The organism is Microbacterium sp. NPDC055357 (assembly GCF_053644835.1).
On the sequence record NZ_JBSHLZ010000002.1, the window covers coordinates 147555 to 170502 of the forward strand.

Here is a 22948-nt window from a genome sequence, read left to right on the forward strand (position 1 = left end):
GTCAGGAGAACCGCTCCTCGATGATGTCCAGGAGCGCCAGCGCCTCGTCGTAGTCGCCGCGCAGCACCCAGTACGGAAGCACATGCACGCTGTCGCTCTGGAAGGCCGGGAGCGCGGCGTACACGGGGTTCGCCCGCAGCGCGTCGAGGTCGGCGAAGTCGCCGTTGAAGCCCATGACGAAGACGGTCGGCTGGGTGATGGTCTGGCCGACCTGCTCCGTGGAGAGCTCGAACATGTCGCCGCCCCCGCCGTACACCTCGAAGCCGCCGTCGGCGAAGATCGGCGCGGGCTCGATGCCGACCTCGGCGAACTCGGTCGGCAGGCCGAGCGACTCGACGAGCGCGTACGCCGTGCCGTCCGACGTCATGGCGAGGAAGGCCGATGGCGCCTCGGGCGGCGTGATCGCCGCGGCGACCTCCGAGGCGCGCGCGCTATAGGTCGCCAACGCCTGCTGATATTCGGCGTCGCGCTCGAAGACGCCGGCGAGGAACTCGAACTGCGCGCGCCAGTCGCCGAGATCGCGCCCGACGAGGACGGTCGGCGCGATGTCGCTCAGCTCGTCGTAGACCTCTTCGGCCTGCGCGAGGGGGAAGCCGATGCCGCCGCCGATGATGAGGTCGGGGTCGGTCGCGAGGATCGCCTCGAGGTCGAATCCGTCGACGCTCCACGGCAGGAACTCCGTGCCGTCGTCCTCGGCGTCGTCGGCCCAGAACTCCGAGTAGGTCCCCTCGGACTGGTTCGCATCCTCGGGGATCGTCGCGGTCACGGGCACGTCGAGGTTGTAGAGGTATCCCGCCAGCGCGTAGTTGAGCACGACGATGCGCTGCGGGTCGTCGGGAACCTCGACGTCGCCGTAGTCCGTCGTCACGGTGTGCGTCGTGCCCGCGGCATCCGGTGTCTCGGTCTCGGGCGCGTCGGATGATGCGGCGCAGCCCGTCAGGCCCAGGACGGCGACGAGGGCGATTGCGGCGAGCGGACGAGCGGTGTGCATGGGGCCTCGCAGTGTGGGATGTTCGATGGATGCCACCCCTCGAGGCGGCGAGTAAGGCAAGGCTATGCTTAGCTCTGTCGATTCTGAAAATCGGACACGCGCGGCCGTACCGACCCACCGTGCCCCTCCCCCGGAAACCACATGAGCCTGACGACCGTGCCGCCCCCGACGCGTTCCGCGTCGCCGCGCACAGCGAGACGGCTCATCGCTCTCGCGGGCGCGGTTCTGCTGCTCATCGTCGTCGCGACGGTCAGCCTGGCTGTCGGGTCGGCGATGCTGCCGCTCGACGTCGTCTGGGACGCCTTCTTCGCACCGGACGGGTCGCCGGCGCAGGTCACGGTGACCGAGGCGCGCGTGCAGCGCACGATCCTCGGTGTGCTCGTCGGAGCCGCGCTCGGCGTCGCGGGCGGACTCATCCAGGCACTCACGCGGAACCCGCTGGCCGATCCCGGCATCCTCGGCGTCAACGCGGGAGCCGGATTCGCGATCGTGCTCGGTGTCGCGCTGTTCGGCGTGACCCGCATCGACCAGTATCTGCCGTTCGCCTTCATCGGCGCGATCGCCGCCACGGCGCTGGTCTACCTCATCGCGAGCGGCGGCCGCGGAGCACCGACGCCCGTGCGCCTGACGCTCGTCGGCATCGCCTTCGGCGCCGTGCTCATGGGCGTGACGCAGACGCTCACCCTCATCGACCCCGAGACGTTCGATCGGATGCGCTTCTGGGGCGCGGGGACGATCGCCGACCGGCCCGAGGGCACGATCGCGACGATCGTGCCGTTCATCGTCGGCGGGCTCATCGTCGCGGCGATCGCGGCCCGTCCGCTCAACGCGCTCGCTCTCGGGGACGAGCTCGCCCGCTCGGTCGGTGTGAAGATCGGGCTCACGCGCCTGCTCGTCGTCGTCGCGGTCACGCTGCTGTGCGGTGCCGCGACGGCGGCCGCGGGGCCGATCTCGTTCGTCGGACTGATGATCCCGCACGCCGTGCGCTGGGTGACGGGGCCCGACTGGCGATGGATCCTCGCGTTCTCGGTCGTGCTCGCCCCGGCCCTCGTCCTGGTCTCCGACATCATCGGCCGGCTCGTCGTCTTCCCCGCCGAGCTGCAGGTCGGCGTCGTGACCGCGTTCGTCGGCGCACCCGTGCTCATCGCACTCGTGCGGCGTTCCCGCGCGAGAGCACTGTGAGCGCGGGCAGCGGCGTCCGGGCCGCAGCATCCGGATTCCTCGTCGTGCGCGCGGGCCCGGTCGGATTCCGCACGACGCGCCGGGCGGTCATCGTGGGCGTCGCCATCCTCGTCGTCACGATCGCGCTCGCGGCGTGGGCGCTGACCCTCGGCAGCTTTCCCCTCTCGATCGGCGACATCGTCGCGGCCTTCGCCGGCACGGCCGATGACCGCGTCTCGACGGTCGTGCTCGACTGGCGGATGCCGCGGGTCGTCGGCGCCGTCGTGTTCGGTGCGGCGCTGGGTCTGAGCGGTGCGATCTTCCAATCGCTGACGCGCAATCCGCTCGGAAGCCCCGACATCATCGGCTTCACGACGGGCTCCTATACGGGCGTCGTGGTCGTGCTGTTCCTCGGTGGCGGCGGGTACGCCGCGATGGCGTCCGGTGCGCTCGCGGGCGGGCTGCTCACGGCGTTCGCGGTCTACGTGCTCGCGTTCCGGCGCGGCGTGCAGGGGTTCCGGTTCATCGTGGTCGGCATCGCGGTATCGGCGCTGCTCGCGTCGGTCAACACGTGGTTCTCGGTCAAGGTCGACGTCGATCTCGCACTGCGCGCGGCCGTGTGGGGCGCGGGAAGCCTGGGACTCGTCGATGCGAGATCGGTGATGCTCGGGGCCATCGTGCTCGCCGTCATCGCCGCGTTCGGTCCGATGGCTCAGCGACGGATGCGACGTCTCGAACTCGGCGACGACGCCGCCGCGATGCTGGGGGTGCCGGTGGAGCGCACGAAGGCGCTCCTCATCGTGCTGGGCGTCGCAGCGATCGCCCTCGTCACGGCGGCCGCGGGACCGATCGCGTTCGTCGCGCTCGCGGCGCCGCAGATCGCGCGGCGCCTGACCGGCCACGGCGCATCCGTCGACCTGCTCGGATCCGCGCTCGTCGGAGCCGTGCTGCTGCTGGCCGCCGACGTCGTCGCGCAGCATGCGATCCCCGGTACAGCACTGCCGACGGGCGCTGTCACGGTCTGCCTCGGCGGCGGCTACCTGGTGTGGCTGCTCGCGCGCGAGAGCCGACGCAACCTGCAAGGGAGACCGGCATGACCGGAGTCGACAGGATCACGACGGGACGCCTGTCCGCGCGAAGCCTGAGCGCGGGGTACGGCGAACGCGGCGTGCTCGCGAACCTCGATCTCGACGTGCTGGACGGCGAGCTCACGGTCATCGTGGGACCCAACGCGTGCGGCAAGTCGACGCTGCTGCGCTCGCTCGCGCGTCTGATCGCGCCCACGAGCGGGCACGTGCTGCTCGACGGCGACGACATCCGACGGCTGCCGACGAAAGAGGTCGCGCGTCGCGTCGGACTGCTGCCGCAGACGTCGATCGCCCCCGAGGGAATCACGGTCGCCGATCTGGTCGGCCGGGGGCGGTATCCGCACCAGTCGCTGCTGTCATCGTGGTCGACGCAGGACGAGCGGGTCGTGGATGCCGCGATGGCTGCCACCGACGTGACAGATCTCGCGTCGCGGCACGTCGACGAACTGTCGGGCGGTCAGCGCCAGCGCGTGTGGATCGCGATGGTGCTCGCCCAGGAGACGCCGGTCGTGCTGCTCGACGAACCCACGACGTTCCTCGACATCGGGCATCAGCTCGATGTGCTCGAGCTCGTGTCGACACTGCGCGCGCAGGGCCGGACGGTCGTCGCGGTGCTGCACGAGATCAATCACGCCGCCCGTTACGCGACGCACCTCGTCGCGATGCGCGACGGACGCATCCTCGCGCAGGGTCGCCCGCGCGACATCCTCGACGAGGCACTCGTGCGCGAGGTCTTCGGTGTCGAGGCCCGGGTGTTCCCCGACCCCGACACGGGCGCGCCGGTCGTGCTCCCCCGCCGCGCCGTGCGCTGAGCGGCCCCGCAGGTTCTGCGACCGGAGCGCCTCAAAGCCGATCCCAGACACGGTGCCTCGTGAGCAGGTCGAGCATGCCGTCCACGATCGTCGAGGCGGACCCCGTGAGAACACCCGCCGCACCGCCGTCGATCCGCGCCTCGGTGAGCACGGACGCCCCCGCGTCGGTCGCGCCGATCGCCTTGCCGTGTCGGAAGGCCTCTTCGAACGCGCGCACGATCTCGGGGACGGTCGAGGGCGCGAGCGCGATGATGCCGTCGAGCTCGATGCTGGCCACCGTGTCGGCACTGCGTTGGATCGGGATGTCGCCGAGCGTTCCGCCGTGCTCGGCGATGACGAGCGGCGTGACGTCTTTCGCGTGCAGGGCCTCGCGAACGGCCTGCACCTCGGCGAGGTCGGCATCGGGGCCGGCGAGGATTCCGATGGTGCGTCCATCGACGGGCCACGTGCGGCCGATCATGCTGACCGCGGGGCTCGGCTCGAAGTCGCCGAGGACGGCGGATGCGGCGGGCGCGGGCAGACCGAGGGCATCCGCGACGGTCTGGCACAGATCGGCGTCGATGTTCGCGAGCGCGGCGAGCTGGCGTTCCTTGATCGCCCGTTCGTAGCATTTGCCGAGCTCGAACGCGTAGGCGCCCGCGACGTGCTCCTGCTCGATCGGCGTCAGGGAGAGGTAGAAGAGCCGCGCCTGTGAGAAGTGGTCGTCGAAGCTCGCGGGCTTGTCCCGCGTGATCGCGGCCTCGGGCACGACGGTCGGCACGTCGATGAACGCGCCGTCGGCCGTGCCGGCGTGGAAGGGGCATCCGCCGTCGAGGGAGTTGGGGTGGTACGGCGCGACACCGCCGTGGACCGCGGTCTGGTGCATCCCGTCGCGAAGCATGTCGTTGACGTCGGCGTGCGGGCGGTTGATCGGCAGCTGGGCGAAGTTCGGCCCGCCGAGCCGCGAGAGCTGCGTGTCGAGATACGAGAACAGCCTGCCCTGCAGCAGCGGGTCGTTCGTCACGTCGATGCCGGGCACGAGGTGGCCCGGGTGGAAGGCGACCTGCTCGGTCTCGGCGAAGTAGTTCGTCGGATTCGCGTCGAGCGTCATGGTTCCGATGATCTGCAGCGGAGCGAGTTCTTCCGGCACGAACTTGGTCGGATCGAGCAGGTCGATGCCGGCGAAGGTCTCATCCGGGGTGTCCGGCAGCACCTGGATCGCGAGGTCCCACTGCGGGTGGGCGCCCGCCTCGATCGCGTCGGCGAGGTCCCGTCGATGGAAGTCCGGGTCTTTGCCGCCGGCCATCTGCGCCTCTTCCCAGACGAGCGCGTGCGTGCCGAGCTTGGGCCGCCAGTGCAGTTTGACCAGGACGGTGTCGCCCGCCTCGTTCACCATCCGGAAGGTGTGGACGCCGAAGCCCTCCATCATCCGATACGACCGAGGGATGCCGCGATCGGACATGTTCCACATGACGTGGGCCTGCGCCTCGGTGTGCAGCGAGACGAAGTCCCAGAACGTGTCGTGCGCCGCCGTCGCCTGCGGGATCTCGCGATCGGGATGCGGTTTGACCGAGTGCACGATGTCGGGGAACTTGATGCCGTCCTGGATGAAGAAGACGGGCATGTTGTTCGCGACGAGGTCGTAGACACCCTCGGACGTGTAGAACTTCGTCGCGAACCCGCGGGTGTCGCGGGCGGTGTCCATCGACCCGCGTGATCCAACGACGGTCGAGAATCGCACGAAGACGCGCGTCTTCTCACCCGCACGCAGGAACGCGGCGCGGGTGACCGACTCGGCGGCACCGTTGGCCGTGAACGTGCCGTGCGCGGCGGCGCCGCGGGCGTGCACGACCCGCTCGGGGATGCGCTCGTGGTCGAAGTGCATGATCTTCTCGCGCAGGTGGTGGTCCTGCATGAGCACGGGCCCGCGCGGTCCGGCGCGCAGCGAGTGATCGGTGTCGCGCAGTCGGGTGCCCTGCGCCGTCGTGAGCCATTGGCCCTGCTGCGCGTTCGTCTCGACCGGTGCTCCGGTGGCAGCACCCGTAGGCGACCGGGTTTCGGGCCCGGACTGATCGGCTTTCGGGGGAAGCGGACCGCGGGGCGTCTCGGGCTCGGGCAGCGAAGGCGACTCGGATGCGGGGGCTCCGGGAATGGGCGGGTGGGCGTCGTTGCTCATGTTCGTCATGGTCCCTGGGTCGTATCGGCCCGGAGCCGGGAGACTGCCGGGGTCGGACAGGTCCCCCGAGGTTAGGCACGACGGCGCGGCTCGCTCCAGCGGGTTGACTCACCGGAAGTGCTCCCCTATGCGTCACTTCCGCGTGTGGACCTGGGTGCCTGTTCTCGGCATCGCATCGTGCATCCTGCTGCTGACTCCGCAGCGCCCCCTCGTGTGGCTCTTCGCGGGGGTGCTGCTCGCGATCGGCGTCGACTTCCTCGCCCGCTGGGGCCGGGCGCGCGGCGAGCGGTAGACCGCTGCCGTAGACGTCACCATGGCTGCGCCCTAGATTCGGCACATGATCGTGAGGATGCCGGCGGTCGAGCCGCTCGATGTCATCGGCGCCGTCGTCGTGCCGGTCGTGGCGATCCTGGTGAGCACGGGCATCGCGGTCTGGCTCGCGCGTCGCGAGCGCACGGCGAGCGAGCGTGCGCACACCCGCGTCGAGATCGTCGCGCTCGTGCGAGCGCTCACCGACCTCGAACGCACCGCGGCCCGGAACGACCACGATGGCGCGCGCGAGGCCTCGGTGCGCTTCTCGTCCACCCTGAACGCGTTCACGGCGCACCTCGAGAAGAAGGATCTCGCCGTGCCGCGCTATCTCGCGATCGTCATGAACCGGGGCATCGAGACCGGTGACCTCGAGAAGATCGGCCGGACCGCACTCTTCCTCAGCAACTGCGTCGATTCGTGGCTGCGCGGCACGGTGACATCCGCGCAGTTCGCGCAGCACACTCCCCCGGACACCAACGAGGTCTGGCAGGACGACGTCGATCTGGCCGGATGGGCTCAGGCGATCGGCATCGAGACCCGCTGATGTCAGACGGCGCCGTGCGTGTGCATGCGCTCGCCGTCGGCGTTGAAGATGCTCAGCACCTCGGCGGGGCGCGAGCCCGCGGCGCTCAAGGCATGCGGCGTGCGGGTGTCGAACTCGGCGGCCTCGCCGCGCGCGAGCACGAGATCCTGCGCGCCCAGCCGCAAGCGGAGCCGGCCGCTCAGGACATAGAGCCACTCGAACCCGTCGTGCACCTGAAGATCCGGTAGCTCGGTCACGGGCGGGTAGGTGATCTTGAAGGTGCTGACGGGCGAGTCCTCGAGCGCCAGCGGTGCGATCACGAGCCCGTTGCGCCGGATCACCGGCCGCCGCACGCGCGGATCGGCGGACTCGTCGCGCACGAGGTCGTCGATCCGGATCCCGAGCTGGCGCGTCACGGGCAGAAGCAGTGCGAGGCTCGCCTGACGCTTGCCGGACTCGAGCCGCGACAGCGTGCTCACCGACACGCCAGACCGCGTCGCGACCTCTTCGAGCGTGAGCCCCTTGGCCTGTCGGACGTCGCGCAGGCGCCGTCCCACGTGTGCGAGTTCATCCGTCACGGATCCTCCTCTTTGCCATTTCGGCAAACGCGATTGCCAATCAGCAGTCTGCCATGCACGCTATGAGGCATGGAACAGTGGGATGCCCTCGTGATCGGAGCCGGCGCGGCCGGTCTCAGCGCCGCGCAGATGCTCGGCCGGTCGCGCCGACGGACGCTCGTCATCGATGCGGGATCGCCGCGCAACCGCTTCGCGGCGCGTGTGCACGGCGTGCTGGGACAGGACGGCACGCCGCCGGCCGAGCTCCTGGACCGGGGCCGTGTCGAGCTCGATCCCTATGGAGTCGTCGTGCGCGCAGCATCCGTTCTTCGCGTTGAAGAGCACCCGACGGGTGTCACGGTCGCACTCGACGACGGCAGCAGGGAGTCCGCGCGAACCCTCGTCGTCGCGACGGGGATCACCGATGATCTGCCGGACATCCCGGGACTCGCCGAGCGCTGGGGTACCGGCGTGCTGCACTGCCCGTACTGCCACGGGTGGGAGGTCCGCGATCGCCGGTTGGGCGTGCTGATCGTCTCGCCGCTTCAGGCGCACCAGGCGCAGCTCGTGCGGCAGTGGAGCGACGACATCGTCGTCTTCGGCGGCGTCGAGCCCGATGTCGAACGGCGATTGCGTGCGCGGGGCGTCGAGATCGTGACCGAGCCGGTCGTCGAGGTGCTCGGCGACGGCGCCGACGTCACGGGCGTCCGGCTGCGCGACGGCCATACGGTGCCCGTCGACGCGATCTTCACGATGGGCGGCGCTTCACCGCACGACGGATTCCTCGCGGGTCTCGACCTCGAACGCACCGAAACCCCGTTCGGCGCGTTCCTCGCGGTGGATGCCACGGGCCGGACGAGCTCCCCGCGCATCTGGGCTGCCGGCAACGTCGTGAGCCCGATGGCGAACGTGCCGCAGTCGATGGGTGCGGGAGCCATGGCGGGCGCCGCTGTCAACGGCGCGCTCGTCGACGAGGATTTCGCGAGTGCGGTGGAGTCGCCGGCCGAACATTGGGAGGAGCGCTACGCCACCCCGATGTGGTCGGGGCGACCGAACCGCACGCTGGTCGACGTCGCCTCCGGACTCGACCCCGGCCGCGCGCTCGATCTCGGCTGCGGCGAGGGCGCCGACGTGATCTGGCTCGCCGAGCAGGGGTGGGATGCCACGGGCCTCGACATCTCGTCGACCGCGGTGGCGCGGGCTCGGGCCGCGGCCGACGAGGCCGGGGTGACGGCGCGCTTCGAGGTCGCGGATCTGAGCGAGTCGGTGGCCGAGGGCTCGTACGACCTCGTCACCGCGTCGTTCTTCCACTCATCGGTCGAGCTGGACCGCACTGGCGCGCTGCGGCGGGCGACGGATCTCATCGCGCCGGGTGGGCGCTTGCTGATCGTCTCGCACGGCGGTCCTCCGCCGTGGGCAGGGCCCGGTCACGACCACGTGTTCCTCTCGCCCGCTGACGAACTCGCCGCGCTCGCGCTCGACGCGGCTGCGTGGATCACTGAACTCGCTGAAATCCGGACTCGCGAGGTGACCGCCCCCGACGGCTCAGCCTCGACGCTCGACGACACCGTCGTGCTGGTGCGCCGGCGGGTGTGAGCCGCGGCGGGGGTGCCGGCGTTCTCAGCGCGCCTCTCGACGCACTGGGGCGGGAGCCGTTCGGGTGCCGTCTAGAGCTCGAACCTCCCCCGTGGTGCCCTCACCTGTTGCCGGAGAAGCGGACCGCGGCGCGCACCTGAGCGGCGGCGCTTGCGCCGAGTCCGAGCGGCCAGCGCTGCATGATGTATGCCGCAGCATCATCCACAGTCAGCTGCCGGGTGGAGTTCCCGACGCGAACCCATAGTTCAGGCGGCACATTCCTGCCGGGTCGCAGGTACACCGGCGACGGTGACGCAGTCATCTGCACCCGGCAGACGGTGCGGGCAGGCTCGCCGTCGACCTCCGCGAAGTCGACCTCCACGAGGGCGGCGGCAGCGGTCCCGAGCGTCGTCGTGATCAGATCACGCAGCCACAACTCGAACCGATCGACATCCGGGGTCTTCAGCGTCGCCAGGTCGGAGTCGAGCCCGAGGGGCGTTCCGTGATCGTCGACACCGATGAGCAGCACACCACCATCCGCGTTGAGGAACGCCGCAGCCGTCTTGGCGACCACGTGCTCCATCCGCTCGTCCTTCTGACCGGTGCGGAGATTGACGCGGGCGGTGGACTTGAACTCGATGGTGCCCGACTCCCCTGCCGTGAGCAACTCGGCCACAGTGGCACGCACCGGCTTCTGCAAATGCGCGGCGGCCGCCCCATAGCCCGCGATGAACAGGATCGACACGCCCAGCGGCAGGATCAACGCGAGCGGGCTGCTGAGGTGCGGATCCGGCGCGACCAGATCGGCGAGCAGGAGCCCCGCAACGATCCCGATGATCGACAACACGATGGCCGTCGACCAGCGCAGCCGCGCACGACGACGCAGGAGCAAACGCGCGGCACCCGAGAACCCCCAGGCAAGGAGGAGGGCGACCAGGATCGCTACACCGACCACCCACAGCGGCACCCGGGAGAGGATGTCTCCGTCCACAGTCAGCTTCATCTCCTCGCGCAGCAACAGAAGTTCCCATTCAACCTAGGGCCAATCGGACGCTGACCGTTCTCCTTCGACGTGCGGGTGCCGCACGCAGAGGCATCAGCACGATCCCGATCTTCTGCAGGTGCTGAGGGTGAGCCCCGAAAGTGCGGGCACACTGTGGGTCGCGAAACGGCGCCGGGCGCAAGCAAACGAAAAGGGCCAGAAATCCGCGTGATTCCGCGGGCTTCTGACCCTCTTCCGTGACAGCGGCTTGTGGAGATGGGGGGAATCGAACCCCCGTCCATCGCTGAGTCTCCGCGCATTCTCCGGGCGCAGTCTGTGCAGACGTTCTACTCGGCCCCGACCTTTGTCACAGACAACTAAGTCGACAAGCCCAGCCTGGGAAGAGTCCCGCGTGACGTCCAGACGCCGTCACGCAGCAAGATTCCTAGATGACGCCAGGAACCGTGTCGGAATCAGCCACGGCCTGACGGACTATCGGGCTCGCTTATGCAGCGAGGGCGAAGTCGTTGCGCTTTGAATCGGCAACTATAGGTTTGCAGGGAGCGTTCACGAGATAACCCTGCATCCTCGGCCCGCTTCTCGTGGATTCGCAAGCAATGTCGAAACCGATCATCCCCGTGAACCTTCTCTCGAAGGGAACCGCTGTCACTCTGTGGAGTTGTCATTCCCCGGGTGAACCCGAGCATCCCAGGCTACAACAGATCACTCTCCCCCGCCATTCCCGCGGCGCGCTCTGACCGCTACTCTTGCGCCATGAGCCAGCAACGTCGTGGCCGAACTTCTGCAGTGACCGTCGCCCTGTGCCTCGCCTTCGCTCTGGCCGGATGCTCCGCAGGCACTGCGCCCGCGGCATCCACCACTCCTTCTCCCACTGCGACGGCCACTCCTACGCCCACCCCCACCCCGACACCCACTCCCGAGCCGCTCGCACTCACGTGCGACACGATCATCACGCCAGAGGCCGTCGCCGACTTCGCCGCGTTCGGCTGGACGGGACAAGAACGTCCGAACGGACCGTGGACCGTCGGCAGCGAGCCTTTCGAGGACGGCCTGGCGTGCCAGTGGATGCTGGACCACTCGGTCGCCACCGACAACTTCTCGTGGTTCGGATGGGCGCCGATGGATGCCGCGCAGGCGGCCGCCGTCACCAGCTCGCTGACCGACAGCGGCGAATTCCTGTCCGACGAGACGCCCGACGGGGTCTATCTGACGATCGACCCGAGCCTCGCGATGGTGACCGACGAGAACGGCTACGGCATCACGTACCTTCTCGCGGACGGGTGGATCGCGGGGGCCGGCACGCGCGCGGAGCTGATGCTCGTGCGCGTGCCCGAGGGGTGGGCGCCGGAGGGCGACTGAACGCAGCCACGCGTAGAGTCTCAGCATGAGCGAAGTGATCATCACCGTCCGCGGAGAGCACGAGACGCGCGTCGCGCCCGAAGAGGCCGTCGCGACCCTCACGGTGCGGACCGAGGGGCCCGAGCGCGGCGACGTCGTCGAGCGGATCTCCGCGCTCACCGCACCGCTGCGCGACGACCTCGCCGCGCGAAAGCTCGCGGGCGGACTGGCCGACTGGTCGAGCCAGCGCGTCTCTCTCTGGGCGAACCGCCCGTGGAACAACGAGGGCAAGCAGCTCTCGCTCGTGCATTACGCATCGGTCGAGGTGACGGCCACCTTCACCGACTTCGCGGCGCTGTCGTGGTGGCTCACCGAGGTGGCCGAGCGCGAAGGGGTGCAGATCGACGGGGTCGCCTGGCGCTTGACGCCGAACTCCGAACGGCACGCCGAGGCCGCTGTCGCGGCGCAGGCCGTGCGCGTCGCGGTCGATCGCGCGACGGCCTACGCCTCGGCCGTCGGGCTGACGACGGTGACCCCCGTCGAGCTCGCCGATGTAGGCCTGCTCACGCGCGGCGGCGACGGAGGCGGGGCGGCTCCCGAGATGCTGCGCATGGCGAAGGCGTCGTTCAGTGCGGATGCCGCGGCTCCGGCCTTCGAGTTCGAGCCCGATGACATCGTGGTCTCTGCCGCGGTCGAGGCGCGGTTCACGGCGCAGTGACCCGCGACGGGTGACCGCGGCTCAGTCGCCGAGGCGGTTGCGGGAGCGCATGGCGCGCTCGGCTTCGCGCTTGTCTTCGCGCTCGCGGATCGTCTGCCGCTTCTCGTACTCGCGCTTGCCCTTCGCGACCGCGATCTCGACCTTCGCTCGTCCGTCCGAGAAGTACAGCTTGAGCGGCACGAGCGTATAGCCGCCCGCCGACACGGCGTGCGAGAGCTTCACGATCTCGTCTTTGTGCAGCAGCAGCTTGCGCGTGCGCTTGGCGGCGTGATTCGTCCAGTGCCCCTGCGAGTACTCGGGGATGTGCACCGCATCGAGGAACGCCTCTCCTCCATCGATGTAGGCGTAGCCGTCGGTGAGGTTCGCACGCCCCTGGCGCAGGGACTTCACCTCGGTGCCCGTGAGCACGAGCCCCGCCTCGTACGTCTTCTCGATCGCATAGTCGTGGCGCGCGCGGCGATTGGTCGCCACGACCTGCTCCCCGCGTTCCCTGGGCATGAGTGCTCCTCGATATCGGATGCCGCATCCACCGGTTCGGCGCACGACAGCCCGTCAGTCTATCAACGGAGCGTGCTCGCGAGAATCAGGCGCGTAGCCATCGCCTGATCGCGAAGCCCGCGGACAGCGCCGCGAGGGCGATCCCGATCACGATCAGGATCGGCACGACGAGCCACGCCTCGGTCATCCCGACCCAGGTCGTGACGAAGTTGACGCGGTCGCGCAGGTAGCCGTTGACGCCGAAATGGACACCCGCCAGCACCGTTCCCGACGCGAGCACCGACCCGATGAGCGCGGCGAAGACGCCCTCGAGCACGAACGGTGTCTGGATGAACCGATTGGATGCACCGACCAGGCGCATGATCCCGATCTCTCGTCTCCGGGCGAACGCCGACAATCGGATCGTCGTCGCGATCAGAAGGACCGCCGCGATGAGCATGAGACCCGCGATGCCGACCGCGATATAGGTCGCGACGGTCAGGGCCGCGAACAGCGGCTCGAGGTACTGCATCTCGTCGCGCACCTCTTCGATGCCCGGGGTGCCCGAGAACGCTTCGACGATGACGTCGGATTGGCGCTGGTCGACGAGGTTGATGATGAACGTCTCGTTGAGGCTCTCGGGCGCGACGACGCTCGCGTAGTCCTCGCCGAGCAGGTCGATGACGTTCTGGTAGGCCTGCTCGCGATCTTCGAACTCGACGCCGCGGATGAGTCCCGCCAGCGCGGGGCTCTCGAGTTTGGCTTCGACATCGGTCAGCTGTTCGGGAGTGGCGACGCCGTCGGTACAGGTCGCCTCGGTCGAGACGTCGGTGCACATGAAGATCTTGACCTGTGCCCGATCGACCCAGAAGTCGCGCATCGTGCCGATCTGCATCTGCATGAGCACGGCGGCGCCGACGAAGGTGAGCGAGACGAACGTGACGAGCACGACGGACACGACCATCGACGCGTTGCGGCGCAGACCCGAGAACGCTTCGGAGAGAATGAGCCCGACCCTCATGATGTCGGCCCCACTTCGTCGTCGCGATCCGCGTCGGCAAGCCCCAGCCGGTCGGCGAGGCCGAGCTCCGAGACATCCATCTCGATCGCCTCGACGACGGGAATCGGATTCGTGCGCGGGGTGGTCTGTTCCGGAGCGGGCTGCGGCTCGGCGACGGGCGCCGGCGCCGGCTGCTCAGCGGCAGGAGCCGTCTCCTCCGCCTGCGCGAGCTGCTCGGCGGACTCGATGATCGCAGCATCCGTCGCCGCCACGGCACGCGCTTCGAGCGCGGGCTCGGCCGCATCGGTCGCGGCGGCGACGGCGGCGTCGACGGCTTCGGAGTCGACGACGCCGGTCTCGACGATCTCGCGGTGCAGCTCGAGTACAGCAGTGAGGGCGGCGACGGCGGCCGCGCCCTTCTCCGGTTCGGGCGCCAGGCTCGGAATGGCAGAAGTGTCGCCGTATCCGCCGTGGCGCTCGTCACGCACCATCTCGCCGTGGCGCAGTTCGATGACGCGCCGCTGCATCTGATCGACGAAGCCGGCCTCGTGGGTCGCCATCACAACGGTCGTCCCGCCCGCGTTGATGCGCGAGAGCAGCTGCATGATGTCGACGGATGTCGCGGGGTCGAGGTTTCCGGTCGGCTCGTCGGCGAGCAGCACCTGCGGTCGGTTGACGAGCGCCCGCGCGATCGCGACACGCTGCTGCTCACCGCCCGAGAGCTCGTGAGGGAACCGCTTCTCCTTGCCCGCGAGGCCCACGAGCGCGAGCACCTCGGGCACGGCCTGCTGCACGAATCCGCGCGACGAGCCGATCACCTGCAGGGTGAACGCGACGTTCTGGAACACCGTCTTGGTCGGAAGCAGGCGGAAGTCCTGGAACACGGCGCCGATGTGACGGCGGAAATAGGGCACCTTGCGGTTGGACAGCGTGCGCAGATCCCGGCCGAGCACGACGACGCGACCTTCCGAGGGCACCTCCTCGCGAAGGATCAGTCGCAGGCACGACGACTTCCCCGAGCCGGAGGCGCCGACGAGGAAGACGAACTCCCCGCGTTGCACCTCGAAGTCGACTTCGCTCAGGGCGGGCCTCGGGGTGCCACGGAAGCGCTTCGTGACGTTTTCGAACCGGATCATGGCTCATCGAGCCTAAGCGGGCTCGGTGCGGGCGCTCCCAGCGACACCCGAGAGGCGGCATCCGAGTGTTCGGATCACAGCGTGGCACAGACCCCCGCGGCGGGCATCGCTTCCTCCACAGAACGGCACGAAAGAAGTTCTCCACAGATTTTCGAAATGACCTCGGATCTGGGTGAAATCGAGGCCCGAATGTCGGAGGGGGTCACCAGGATGGAGGCATGAACCCGCTCCTGGCACAGCTCGACTCGCTCGATGCGCTCGCGAGCGAGATGCTCGAGCGGCACAGCGACGATGACGGCCTGCGGCGGGCATCCGATGAGCAGGTGCTGCTCGTGCTGTCGGCAGCGGCACGGGTGCAGCGCCGCCTCGATGCGCTGCTGATCGAAGCGGGCGACGAGGTCGCGGCACGGTCCGAGACCGGAGTCGTCGAAGATCGGATGACCTCGCGATTCGGATGCCACGACGTCAACGAGCTGCTGCAGCGCACGACGCTGCTGGGTCCGGCGTCCGTCGGGCGCCTGCTGCGCGCGACGAAGGGCGTGTGCGGTGAGCGCGCGCTCGTGAGCGGCGAACGATTGGAACCGAAGCTCCCGGCGCTGCGTCGCGTGATGCTCGACGGCGCAGTGGGCGTCGACGGCGTGCTGGCGATAGCGACACCCCTCCTCGCGACAGGACGCCGGGCCTCACGCGAAGCGCTCTGCGAAGCCGACCGGCTGCTCGCGGCCGTGGCGACCGGTGAGGGGCCCGACGGGGCGCCACCGGCGTGCGCGGATCTGTTGCGGGTCCAGGCTCAGGCGTGGCAGATCGCGCTCGACCAAGACGGTGCCGAGCCCCGCGATCGCCTCGCCGCGTATCGACGCGGTGTCACGCTCGGAGCACCGACCGACGCGGGCGTGCCCATCCGCGGAACGCTCATGCCCGAAGTCGCGGCGCAGTTCCAGCGACTCTGCGACGCCATACTGTCGCCCCGCGTCGACGGCGTGCGCTTCGTTGACGAGCCGGCTCACGCCGACGATCCACCCGGGCCGGCCGACACCCGCTCGCGCGCGCAGAAACAGCACGACGTGCTCGCGACCGTGTTGACGGTGGCCGCAGCGAGCGGCGAGCTGCCGACGATCGGCGGCGCCGCACCCACTCTCGTCGTCTCGGTGCGCGAAGAAGACGCCGCGCGCGGCACCGGCTACGCGCACATCGACGGTTTCGGGCGGCCCGTCTCGATGGAGACGGCCCTGCACATCTCCTGCGGATCGGTCATCCAGCGCATCACGATGAACGACGAAGGCCGAATCCTGCGGCTCGGAACCGAAGAGCGCGTCTTCAACCGCCGTCAGCGTCGGGCGATCGCGCTCCGCGACGGCGGGTGCGTGATCCCCGGGTGCGGTGTTCCGGCGGCCTGGTGCGAGATCCACCATGTGATGGAGCACGCGGCAGGCGGACCCACACACACCGATAACGGCGTGCTGGTCTGCTGGTTCCATCATCGATTCCTCGAATCCAGCGGCTGGTCGATCCGCATGGTGCGGGGTGTGCCCCAGGTGCGCGCACCACTGTGGTACGACTCCAGCGGTCGATGGCGGGCCGTCACGACCTCGCCGACCCGGCTTCAAGACGCGGTACTCAGAACCTGACGGCGCCCGCCCCCTCTCGCGATCGATTCCCGCTCGACGGGCGGCGACTCAGCGCGCGATTCAGACGACTTCCTGGCGTGGGTGCGGGGCGTGCCGCAGATACGCGACGCCGTGCATGTCACCGGCCCGCACGACTACCTGCTTCGCGTGCGCGTGCGCGACATGAGTGACCTCGATCAGCTGCTTCGCAAGATCAAGAAGGATGCCGGCGGCGCACAGACGCAGACGCGCCTCGCGCTGCGCTGAGACATCAGTCGTCGTCGTCCTTGCGCTTGCGCCAGCGGATGCCGGCCGAGATGAGCCCGTCGAGCTCTCCGTCGAACACCGACGCCGGGTTGCCGACCTCGAAACCGGTGCGCAGGTCCTTCACGAGCTGCTGCCCGTAGAGGAAGTACGACCGCATCTGGTCGCCCCAGCTCGCGGTGATGACACCGGCGAGCTCCTTCTTCTTCGCTGCTTCCTCTTCGCGCTTGAGCAGGAGCAGGCGCGTCTGCAGCACTCGCATGGCGGCAGCGCGGTTCTGGATCTGCGACTTCTCGTTCTGCATCGACACGACGATCCCCGTCGGCACGTGCGTGAGTCGCACCGCCGAGTCGGTCGTGTTGACCGACTGGCCGCCCGGGCCCGACGAACGGAACACGTCGACGCGGATGTCGTTCTCGGGGATCTCGACCTCGACGGCCTCTTCCATGACCGGGATCACCTCGACCGCCGCGAACGAGGTCTGGCGCTTGTCGGCCGATCCGAAGGGGCTGATGCGCGCGAGGCGGTGCGTGCCGGCCTCGACCGACAGCGTGCCGTAGGCATACGGGGCGTCGACCTCGAACGTCGCCGACTTGATGCCCGCGCCTTCGGCGTACGACGTGTCCATGACCTTGACGGGGTACTTGTGGCGCTCAGCCCAGCGCAGATACATGCGCAGCAGCATCTCGGCGAAGTCGGTCGCATCGTCGCCGCCCGCGCCGGAGCGGATCGTGACGACGGCCGAGCGCGAGTCGTACTCGCCGTCGAGGAGCGTCTGCACCTCGAGCTGACTGATGACTCCCTCGAGCTCGGCGAGCTCCTTGCGGGCTTCGTCGGCCGAGTCCTCGTCGTCCATCTCGAGAGCGAGCTCGATGAGCACCTCGAGGTCGTCGAGGCGCCGCTCGATGCCGGCGATGCGCTTGTATTCGGACTGGCGGTGGCTGAGCGCGCTCGTGACCTTCTGCGCCTTCTCGACGTCGTCCCACAGGTCGGGCGCGCCGGCGGCCTCGCTGAGGCGCGCAATCTCGCCGGTGAGTGCGTCGACGTCCACCACGGCGCGAATGTCGTCGAAGGTGGAACGCAGCGCCTGGATGTCGTCGGAAAGATCGAGTTCGAGCATGGCACTCCAGAGTAACGTGGATGGGCGTGACCGATCACTCCGACCCCGTCCGCGCACGTGACGTGCTGTGGCGGTTCGGCCCCATGGTCTATGCGCCGACCGTGCTCTTCGCCTTCGGCGAGGGCGCCGTGATCCCGCTCATCCCGGTCATCGCCGCGCAACTGGGCGCCGATCTCGCGACCGCCGCGCTCGTGGCATCCGCTCTCGTCGTCGGACAGCTCTGCGGAAACCTGCCCGCAGGCTGGGCCGTCGCGCGCATGGGCGAGCGGCTCACGATGGCGATCGCCGGCACGGTGGCCCTCGCGGGCGTCGTCGTGCTCGCACTCGCCCCATCTCTCGGCCTCTTCGCGCTCGCGGTCCTCCTGATCGGCTTCTGCGCCGCCGCCTTCGGCCTGGCACGCCACTCGTTCATGACGACTCGGGTGCCGATCGCCTTCCGCGCGCGAGCGCTCTCGCTGCTGGGCGGGACGTTCCGCTTCGGCATGTTCATCGGCCCGTTCGCCGCCGCCGCGCTCCTGGCGATCTTCGGTGACGAGCACGCCGCGATCTGGCTCTTCGCGGCGTGCCTCGTCGCGACGGTCCTGCTCGTGCTTCTCGGGCCCGACCCCGAGAAGCAGTTCGCGCCCGTCTCTCCGGCGCCGCTCGCCGACCCCGCCATCGTCGAGGACACCGGCGAGCCGGTCACCGGCTCGATCCCGACCGCCGCGCCCATCGGGGTGTTCCGCACGATGTGGCGCTATCGAGGGGTTCTCGCCCGGCTCGGCAGCGCCGCGGCATCCCTCTCGGCCGTCCGTTCGGCGCGCCAGGTCGTGCTGCCGCTGTGGGGCTACTCGATCGGTCTCGACGCGCAGACGATCGCGCTGGTCGTCGGGGTGTCGGGCGCGATCGACTTCGCCCTGTTCTACGCGAGCGGTCAGGTGATGGACCGCTTCGGACGCCTGTGGGCCGCACTCCCGGCCATGATCCTCATGGGCGCCGGCTTCGTCGCGCTGTCGTTCACCCACGACCTCGAGCAGTCGGCGATGTGGTTCGCGCTCTTCGCCGCCGTCCTCGGCGTCGGCAACGGCCTCTCCAGCGGCATCCTGCTCACACTGGGGGCGGATGCCGCACCCAAGACCGATCCCGCACCGTTCCTCGGCTCCTGGCGCACGCTCACCGATGCGGGCGGCGCGGTCGCGCCCCTCGTGGTGTCGGGCGTCGCCGCCGCGGCATCCCTCTCGGTCGCGACCGGCGTGATCGGCGTCGTCGGTCTCATCGGCGCACTCGCCTTCATCCGCTGGGTGCCGCGCTTCACGCCGTCGTAGCATCGGATGACCCGCCGCCGAAACGGAGGAGCTCGATGTCCGAACAGCACCATCTCGCCGACGAGGACTACAAGGTGGCCTGCACCGGCTACCCGAAGGGAATCCAGTACCGCGTCGAGGACCCCATGAACGGTCTGTCGTACGACTTCGACGGGTTCGTCGACGGGCACCTGGTCTGGACGATCGCGGACTACACCCGGCAGTTCGACGGAGCGGGCCCACTCGAGGGCGGCTTGGAAGGGGCGTATCGCGACAGTGCCGGGCTGCAGAACGCGGTGCGCCAGGGCTACCCGGTGACGTGGTTCGTGCAGCGGGCCGCCGACGCGAACCGGCTGCGCGCGATGATCGAGGACGCGGGATACAGCTCGATCTTCGTCCGGCACCTGCCGATCGAGTGATTCGCCGCGGCGCGGTCAGAGGGCGAACTCGCCGCGGTCCGGCCTAGCTCTGGATCATCCCGCCCTTCGGCCAGGCCCCTTCCGTCACGCGACGCTGCAGGATCTGCCGGATCGCCTTGTTCGCCGCGATCCGCTCCCCCGTGACGACCGGCGGTGGAGCATCCTCGGCCGCCGACACGCGCACTCGCAGCGGATCCGCGTCCGTCGGGCTCGTGTAGATCTCGTACTCGGCCGAGGTCGCGTCCTGCGAGATCTGTCGGTACTTCAGGTACACAGCCACGTCGGCACTCCTTTCGCGCGGCGGGCCGTCGCACCTCGCCATCGTCCACGCTGACGGATTCGGGGCGGATCTCCGAGCCGACACGCCCAGCCCGGCGGCGTGTCGGCGCCACGATCCGCCCCGAACCTGTCCGTCAGCGCAACGCCGTCCGACTCGTCGCGGTGGCCTGCAACGGCACCCCCTCGGGCACGAAGAGCGTGAAGACCGGCGGATGCCACTCCCCCGCCACCGTCACCCGCGCCGAGACACCGTCGGGCGTCGCCGCCGACACCACGCGCGCGTCGCTCGCGACGACGTCGAGAAGAGCGGATGCCTGCGCGTACACGTCATCGGAGGTCAGGCGCGCGACCGGCTCAGCGCCCGAGATCTCGAGCGTGAAGCCGTCCGCGCCGGCGAGAGCGGCGGCATCCGCGATCGCATCGAGCCGCTTCTGCGCGAGATACAGGCTCGTGGCGTCGACGCACACGAACACCGTGACGACGGCGAGCAGCGCGTACCCGATCGTGAGGAGCAGCACGCTGCCCTGGTCGTCGCGGGCGAGACGGCATCGCAGCCACCCGATCACGGCGCACCCCACAACCGCGAGACCTTCTGCACCGCGCTCGCCTCGACGGGCACGGCGGCGACGCGGTCGAGCCCGAGCACAGACGGCGCGAACGGCAACGGCACCGTCGTGCGCAGCGACACCACGACGGTCGCCCCCGGCGCGGGGCACGGTACGACGGCGGGCGCACACGCGATCGAGACATGCACGCGTTCGGCGTCCATGCCGTACTCGCGCACGACGGAATCGAGCACGGCATCCGCGCGCGCACCGGCATCCGTCGCATCATCCGCCGTCGAGATCGCGCGCGCGATGTGCCGCGCCGCGGCCTCGGCGCCGAGCGACTGCGCCTGGATCATGCCCAGCGCCACGACGAGGTAGAGCACCGGCACGAGCAGCACGACACCGACCAGGATGAACTCCAGCGCCGCCGAGCCGCGCTCGAGGTCGTCGACCTCACCCGAACGACTCGAGGGGCGCATGCGCCGTCACCTCCAGCATCCCGGGCGCGCCCCACAGCCCGACGAGCGGCAGCGTCGCGCGCACCGTCACGGCGACGGTGTCGTGGCCGAGGGTACGGACCGCGGCCACCCGCACGTCGGTCGCGTAGCCGCCTCCGACCGTGCGCGTGAGAATCTCGCGGGTGCGACGCTCACCGTCGAGGGCGTTCGTGTCGGCGAGCGCCGCGTGGTACGCCCCCTCGACCGCCGCGTCGTGCACGACGTTGCGCACGTACACCGCGAGCCCGAACTGCAGCACGCCGAGCGTGAGCGCCGTCAGCAGCACCCCGACGAGCACGAACTCGACCGGCGCCGATCCCCCGTCATCGCGCAACGCCGCGACGAGGCGAGAGCGGATGCCGCGCATCAGAACCCGGCGACACGCGAGATCGCCTGCTCGAACAGCCCCGCGAGCGCGGGCCCGGCGAGCGCCCAGATCACGACGACCAGTCCGGCCGTCATGAGGGTGATGAGCACCCATCTGACGATAGAGTGGCACCTATGAGTAAGCGTGCCGCAATCTACGCCCGGATCAGCCGGAAGGACAAACGCGTCCCGAAGGTCGAACATCAGATCGCGCTGTGCGAGTCCATCGCGGCGGGTGAGGGCTGGACCGTGGACCCGGCGCACATCTTTCAGGACGACGGGATCGCGGCCTCGGGCCGGGAGATTGACGACACGACTATCGAAAATCGGCCCGGCGCTCGGGCTCTGTTGTCAGCCATGCGCGCGGGATCGTTCGACGTGCTAATCGCGGTCGAAGGCGAGCGTCTGGCGCGCACGTACCTTGACGGAATCGAGTTCATCCAAGCGAGTGACAAGGGCGGCGTGACGTGGTTCCTTGAAACAGACGGCCCGCTCGATCCGTCGTCGCCTGCGGGCGAAGAGACTGCGGTCAGCATCTTTGCGTCCGGTCGTCGTGAGGGCCGCGTGCGCGGGGTGCGACAGAGACGCCGATACGACCGCGAGCGGGCCGCAGGGATGCCGCTGTGGGGTGCTCGTCCGTTCGGATGGGAGCCCGACAGGATCACCGCCCGCGCGGATGAGGCGGACCTGATTCGGAGCGCCGTTGCTGACTATCTCGGCGGCGAACGCTCGCTGCTCCGAATCGCGAAAGACTGGAACGCGGCGGGTGTCAAGACGGACGGCATGATGCGCGAGCGCAAGGGCCGTGATGGCATCACCCGCCAGCCGCGAGGCCTGTGGACCGCGACTACAGTTCGGCAACTGCTACTCCGCGACCGGAACGCCGGTCGGCTGGTGCATCGAGGCGTCGAGCTTCCGCAAAGTCAGATCGAGGCGATCATCACGCGTGTGCAACTGGACTCGCTCCGGTCGAGGATCAAGTCTGGAACACCCGTCGGAGAACGGGCGCAGACGTTGCTCGGGGGCCTGATCCGCTGTGAGTGCGGAGCCCCTATGCACGGCACTGTCGGCTACTCCCAGAGGAAAGGAGGCACGCGCCATGAATACAAGCACTACAAGTGCTCTCAGACTCTCTACGACAAGACCCGACGGCACGCAACCATCGTTCAGGCGATGGCGGACGATCTCATCATCGCCATGCTGTGGGCGGATCTCTATAGCGGCAAGCTAACTGTTCCGGGCGACGACATCGCGAGCGCGTTGGAGAGTGTGACCGCACGTCTCGCGGCCAACTCCGAGAGTCGGGATCATGTGGGCTCTGTGCTGATAGACCGCCGCCAAAAGTCGATTCACGGTCAGGCATTGGGGAGCCTCGCCACGCTCGATATCGAGCGCGAGGCGCTGGAACTGGAGCGCGACGGGCTAGTCGCACGTGCGGCGGAGGGCGGCGCGCTCGCGGCGTTCCTGACCGAATGGCGGCAGTCCCCCGCGGGATTCAATGACACTGCGGAGCGCGACGCGTGGCAAGGCCGATTTTGGGCCTTGTGGGAGGGCATTCCCATCGAACGGAAGCACGCCATGATTCGTGCCCGATATCGGCCCGTAGTCAAGGTTGGTGGACGGGGCCCCGCGCGCATCTCGCTTTCGGAGCTCCCAGGCACCACGACGCAACGTCGAGACTGATTCCCCACGCACCATCACGCGGACTCCGAAAACGTC

The 22948-nt window shown here is 69.2% G+C and carries 26 protein-coding genes and 1 other RNA gene; 13 read left to right on the forward strand and 14 right to left on the reverse strand.

From position 1 onward, the window contains the following. Position 1: 1 nt before the first annotated feature. Positions 2-1027 carry an ABC transporter substrate-binding protein gene (locus tag ACWICD_RS03855; RefSeq protein WP_454139316.1) on the reverse strand — a complete coding sequence of 342 codons (1026 nt, stop codon included), beginning with the start codon at positions 1025-1027 and terminating at the stop codon, positions 2-4. A gap of 105 nt (positions 1028-1132) precedes the next feature. On the opposite strand from ACWICD_RS03855, the gene ACWICD_RS03860 reads away from it, so the two are divergent. The 3 genes from ACWICD_RS03860 to ACWICD_RS03870 are packed head-to-tail and all read left to right on the forward strand — an operon-like array spanning position 1133 to position 4052. Beyond that, positions 1133-2173 carry an iron chelate uptake ABC transporter family permease subunit gene (locus ACWICD_RS03860; protein WP_454139317.1) on the forward strand — a complete coding sequence of 347 codons (1041 nt, stop codon included), beginning with the start codon at positions 1133-1135 and terminating at the stop codon, positions 2171-2173. Beyond that, positions 2170-3249, forward strand: a complete 1080-nt coding sequence (locus ACWICD_RS03865; RefSeq protein ID WP_454139318.1) for a FecCD family ABC transporter permease — start codon at positions 2170-2172, stop codon at positions 3247-3249. The genes ACWICD_RS03860 and ACWICD_RS03865 overlap by 4 nt, the downstream gene beginning before the upstream one ends. Further along, positions 3246-4052 (forward strand): ABC transporter ATP-binding protein, encoded by an 807-nt coding sequence (locus tag ACWICD_RS03870; protein ID WP_454139319.1) that lies wholly within the window; start codon positions 3246-3248, stop codon positions 4050-4052. The genes ACWICD_RS03865 and ACWICD_RS03870 overlap by 4 nt, the downstream gene beginning before the upstream one ends. Positions 4053-4083: 31 nt before the next feature. Here the strand turns inward: ACWICD_RS03870 and ACWICD_RS03875 are convergent, their stop codons facing one another. Beyond that, entirely contained in the window at positions 4084-6207 is a 2124-nt protein-coding gene (locus ACWICD_RS03875) for a catalase (protein WP_454139320.1), read from the reverse strand. Positions 6208-6334: 127 nt separating this feature from the next. Here ACWICD_RS03875 and ACWICD_RS03880 point away from each other — a divergent pair, with 127 nt between their 5' ends. Further along, complete coding sequence (locus ACWICD_RS03880; RefSeq protein ID WP_454139321.1) at positions 6335-6499, forward strand: hypothetical protein; 165 nt, start codon at positions 6335-6337, stop codon at positions 6497-6499. A 45-nt stretch (positions 6500-6544) separates the two neighbouring features. Next, a complete protein-coding gene (locus ACWICD_RS03885) occupies positions 6545-7063 on the forward strand; it encodes a hypothetical protein (RefSeq protein WP_454139322.1) in 519 nt (172 codons plus the stop codon). Between the two features lie 2 nt (positions 7064-7065). Here ACWICD_RS03885 and ACWICD_RS03890 read toward each other — a convergent pair whose 3' ends face one another. Next, positions 7066-7620, reverse strand: a complete 555-nt coding sequence (locus tag ACWICD_RS03890; protein ID WP_454139323.1) for a helix-turn-helix domain-containing protein — start codon at positions 7618-7620, stop codon at positions 7066-7068. Between the two features lie 69 nt (positions 7621-7689). Here ACWICD_RS03890 and ACWICD_RS03895 point away from each other — a divergent pair, with 69 nt between their 5' ends. Next, positions 7690-9195, forward strand: a complete 1506-nt coding sequence (locus ACWICD_RS03895) for an FAD-dependent oxidoreductase (protein ID WP_454139324.1) — start codon at positions 7690-7692, stop codon at positions 9193-9195. A gap of 100 nt (positions 9196-9295) precedes the next feature. Here ACWICD_RS03895 and ACWICD_RS03900 read toward each other — a convergent pair whose 3' ends face one another. Then, complete coding sequence (locus tag ACWICD_RS03900; protein ID WP_454139325.1) at positions 9296-10192, reverse strand: AlbA family DNA-binding domain-containing protein; 897 nt, start codon at positions 10190-10192, stop codon at positions 9296-9298. 232 nt (positions 10193-10424) lie between these two features. Next, positions 10425-10794, reverse strand: a transfer-messenger RNA (tmRNA) gene (ssrA, locus tag ACWICD_RS03905). A 136-nt stretch (positions 10795-10930) separates the two neighbouring features. Here ssrA and ACWICD_RS03910 point away from each other — a divergent pair. Further along, entirely contained in the window at positions 10931-11536 is a 606-nt protein-coding gene (locus tag ACWICD_RS03910) for a hypothetical protein (RefSeq protein WP_454139326.1), read from the forward strand. 25 nt (positions 11537-11561) lie between these two features. Further along, positions 11562-12233 (forward strand): SIMPL domain-containing protein, encoded by a 672-nt coding sequence (locus tag ACWICD_RS03915; RefSeq protein ID WP_454139327.1) that lies wholly within the window; start codon positions 11562-11564, stop codon positions 12231-12233. Between the two features lie 21 nt (positions 12234-12254). Here ACWICD_RS03915 and smpB read toward each other — a convergent pair whose 3' ends face one another. The 3 genes from smpB to ftsE all read right to left on the reverse strand — a co-directional run bounded on the left by smpB (position 12255) and on the right by ftsE (position 14846). Further along, positions 12255-12731: an SsrA-binding protein SmpB gene (smpB, locus tag ACWICD_RS03920; protein ID WP_376127857.1), complete on the reverse strand. Its 477-nt coding sequence runs from the start codon at positions 12729-12731 to the stop codon at positions 12255-12257. A gap of 85 nt (positions 12732-12816) precedes the next feature. After that, positions 12817-13731: a permease-like cell division protein FtsX gene (gene ftsX / locus ACWICD_RS03925; RefSeq protein ID WP_454139328.1), complete on the reverse strand. Its 915-nt coding sequence runs from the start codon at positions 13729-13731 to the stop codon at positions 12817-12819. Beyond that, positions 13728-14846, reverse strand: a complete 1119-nt coding sequence (gene ftsE, locus ACWICD_RS03930) for a cell division ATP-binding protein FtsE (RefSeq protein WP_454139329.1) — start codon at positions 14844-14846, stop codon at positions 13728-13730. Before ftsE ends, ftsX begins: the two co-directional genes overlap by 4 nt. A 218-nt stretch (positions 14847-15064) precedes the next feature. Between ftsE and ACWICD_RS03935 the strand changes: the two genes are divergently transcribed. Both ACWICD_RS03935 and ACWICD_RS03940 read left to right on the forward strand, forming a co-directional pair. Continuing rightward, complete coding sequence (locus ACWICD_RS03935; protein WP_454139330.1) at positions 15065-16474, forward strand: DUF222 domain-containing protein; 1410 nt, start codon at positions 15065-15067, stop codon at positions 16472-16474. Between the two features lie 21 nt (positions 16475-16495). After that, a complete protein-coding gene (locus tag ACWICD_RS03940) occupies positions 16496-16720 on the forward strand; it encodes an Lrp/AsnC ligand binding domain-containing protein (protein WP_454139510.1) in 225 nt (74 codons plus the stop codon). Between the two features lie 4 nt (positions 16721-16724). Here the strand turns inward: ACWICD_RS03940 and prfB are convergent, their stop codons facing one another. Then, positions 16725-17837, reverse strand: a complete 1113-nt coding sequence (gene prfB / locus ACWICD_RS03945; RefSeq protein WP_376127845.1) for a peptide chain release factor 2 — start codon at positions 17835-17837, stop codon at positions 16725-16727. A 20-nt stretch (positions 17838-17857) separates the two neighbouring features. Between prfB and ACWICD_RS03950 the strand changes: the two genes are divergently transcribed. Then, entirely contained in the window at positions 17858-19141 is a 1284-nt protein-coding gene (locus ACWICD_RS03950) for an MFS transporter (RefSeq protein ID WP_376127843.1), read from the forward strand. Between the two features lie 35 nt (positions 19142-19176). Next, on the forward strand, positions 19177-19539 hold the full coding sequence (locus tag ACWICD_RS03955) for a hypothetical protein (protein ID WP_454139331.1): 363 nt from the start codon (positions 19177-19179) through the stop codon (positions 19537-19539). A gap of 43 nt (positions 19540-19582) precedes the next feature. Here ACWICD_RS03955 and ACWICD_RS03960 read toward each other — a convergent pair whose 3' ends face one another. The 5 genes from ACWICD_RS03960 to ACWICD_RS03980 all read right to left on the reverse strand — a co-directional run bounded on the left by ACWICD_RS03960 (position 19583) and on the right by ACWICD_RS03980 (position 21433). After that, complete coding sequence (locus ACWICD_RS03960) at positions 19583-19819, reverse strand: hypothetical protein (RefSeq protein WP_454139332.1); 237 nt, start codon at positions 19817-19819, stop codon at positions 19583-19585. Between the two features lie 133 nt (positions 19820-19952). Next, a complete protein-coding gene (locus ACWICD_RS03965; protein ID WP_454139333.1) occupies positions 19953-20384 on the reverse strand; it encodes a pilus assembly protein TadG-related protein in 432 nt (143 codons plus the stop codon). Further along, entirely contained in the window at positions 20381-20845 is a 465-nt protein-coding gene (locus tag ACWICD_RS03970; protein WP_454139334.1) for a TadE family protein, read from the reverse strand. Before ACWICD_RS03970 ends, ACWICD_RS03965 begins: the two co-directional genes overlap by 4 nt. Further along, the gene (locus tag ACWICD_RS03975; protein ID WP_454139335.1) at positions 20820-21230 is read right to left on the reverse strand and encodes a TadE/TadG family type IV pilus assembly protein; all 411 of its coding nucleotides are present in this window, start codon (positions 21228-21230) and stop codon (positions 20820-20822) included. The genes ACWICD_RS03970 and ACWICD_RS03975 overlap by 26 nt, the downstream gene beginning before the upstream one ends. After that, on the reverse strand, positions 21230-21433 hold the full coding sequence (locus ACWICD_RS03980) for a hypothetical protein (protein ID WP_454139336.1): 204 nt from the start codon (positions 21431-21433) through the stop codon (positions 21230-21232). The genes ACWICD_RS03975 and ACWICD_RS03980 overlap by 1 nt, the downstream gene beginning before the upstream one ends. Between ACWICD_RS03980 and ACWICD_RS03985 the strand changes: the two genes are divergently transcribed. Beyond that, positions 21365-22912, forward strand: coding sequence for a recombinase family protein (locus ACWICD_RS03985; RefSeq protein ID WP_454139337.1), 1548 nt, complete (start codon positions 21365-21367; stop codon positions 22910-22912). The genes ACWICD_RS03980 and ACWICD_RS03985 overlap by 69 nt on opposite strands. Positions 22913-22948: the final 36 nt, after the last annotated feature.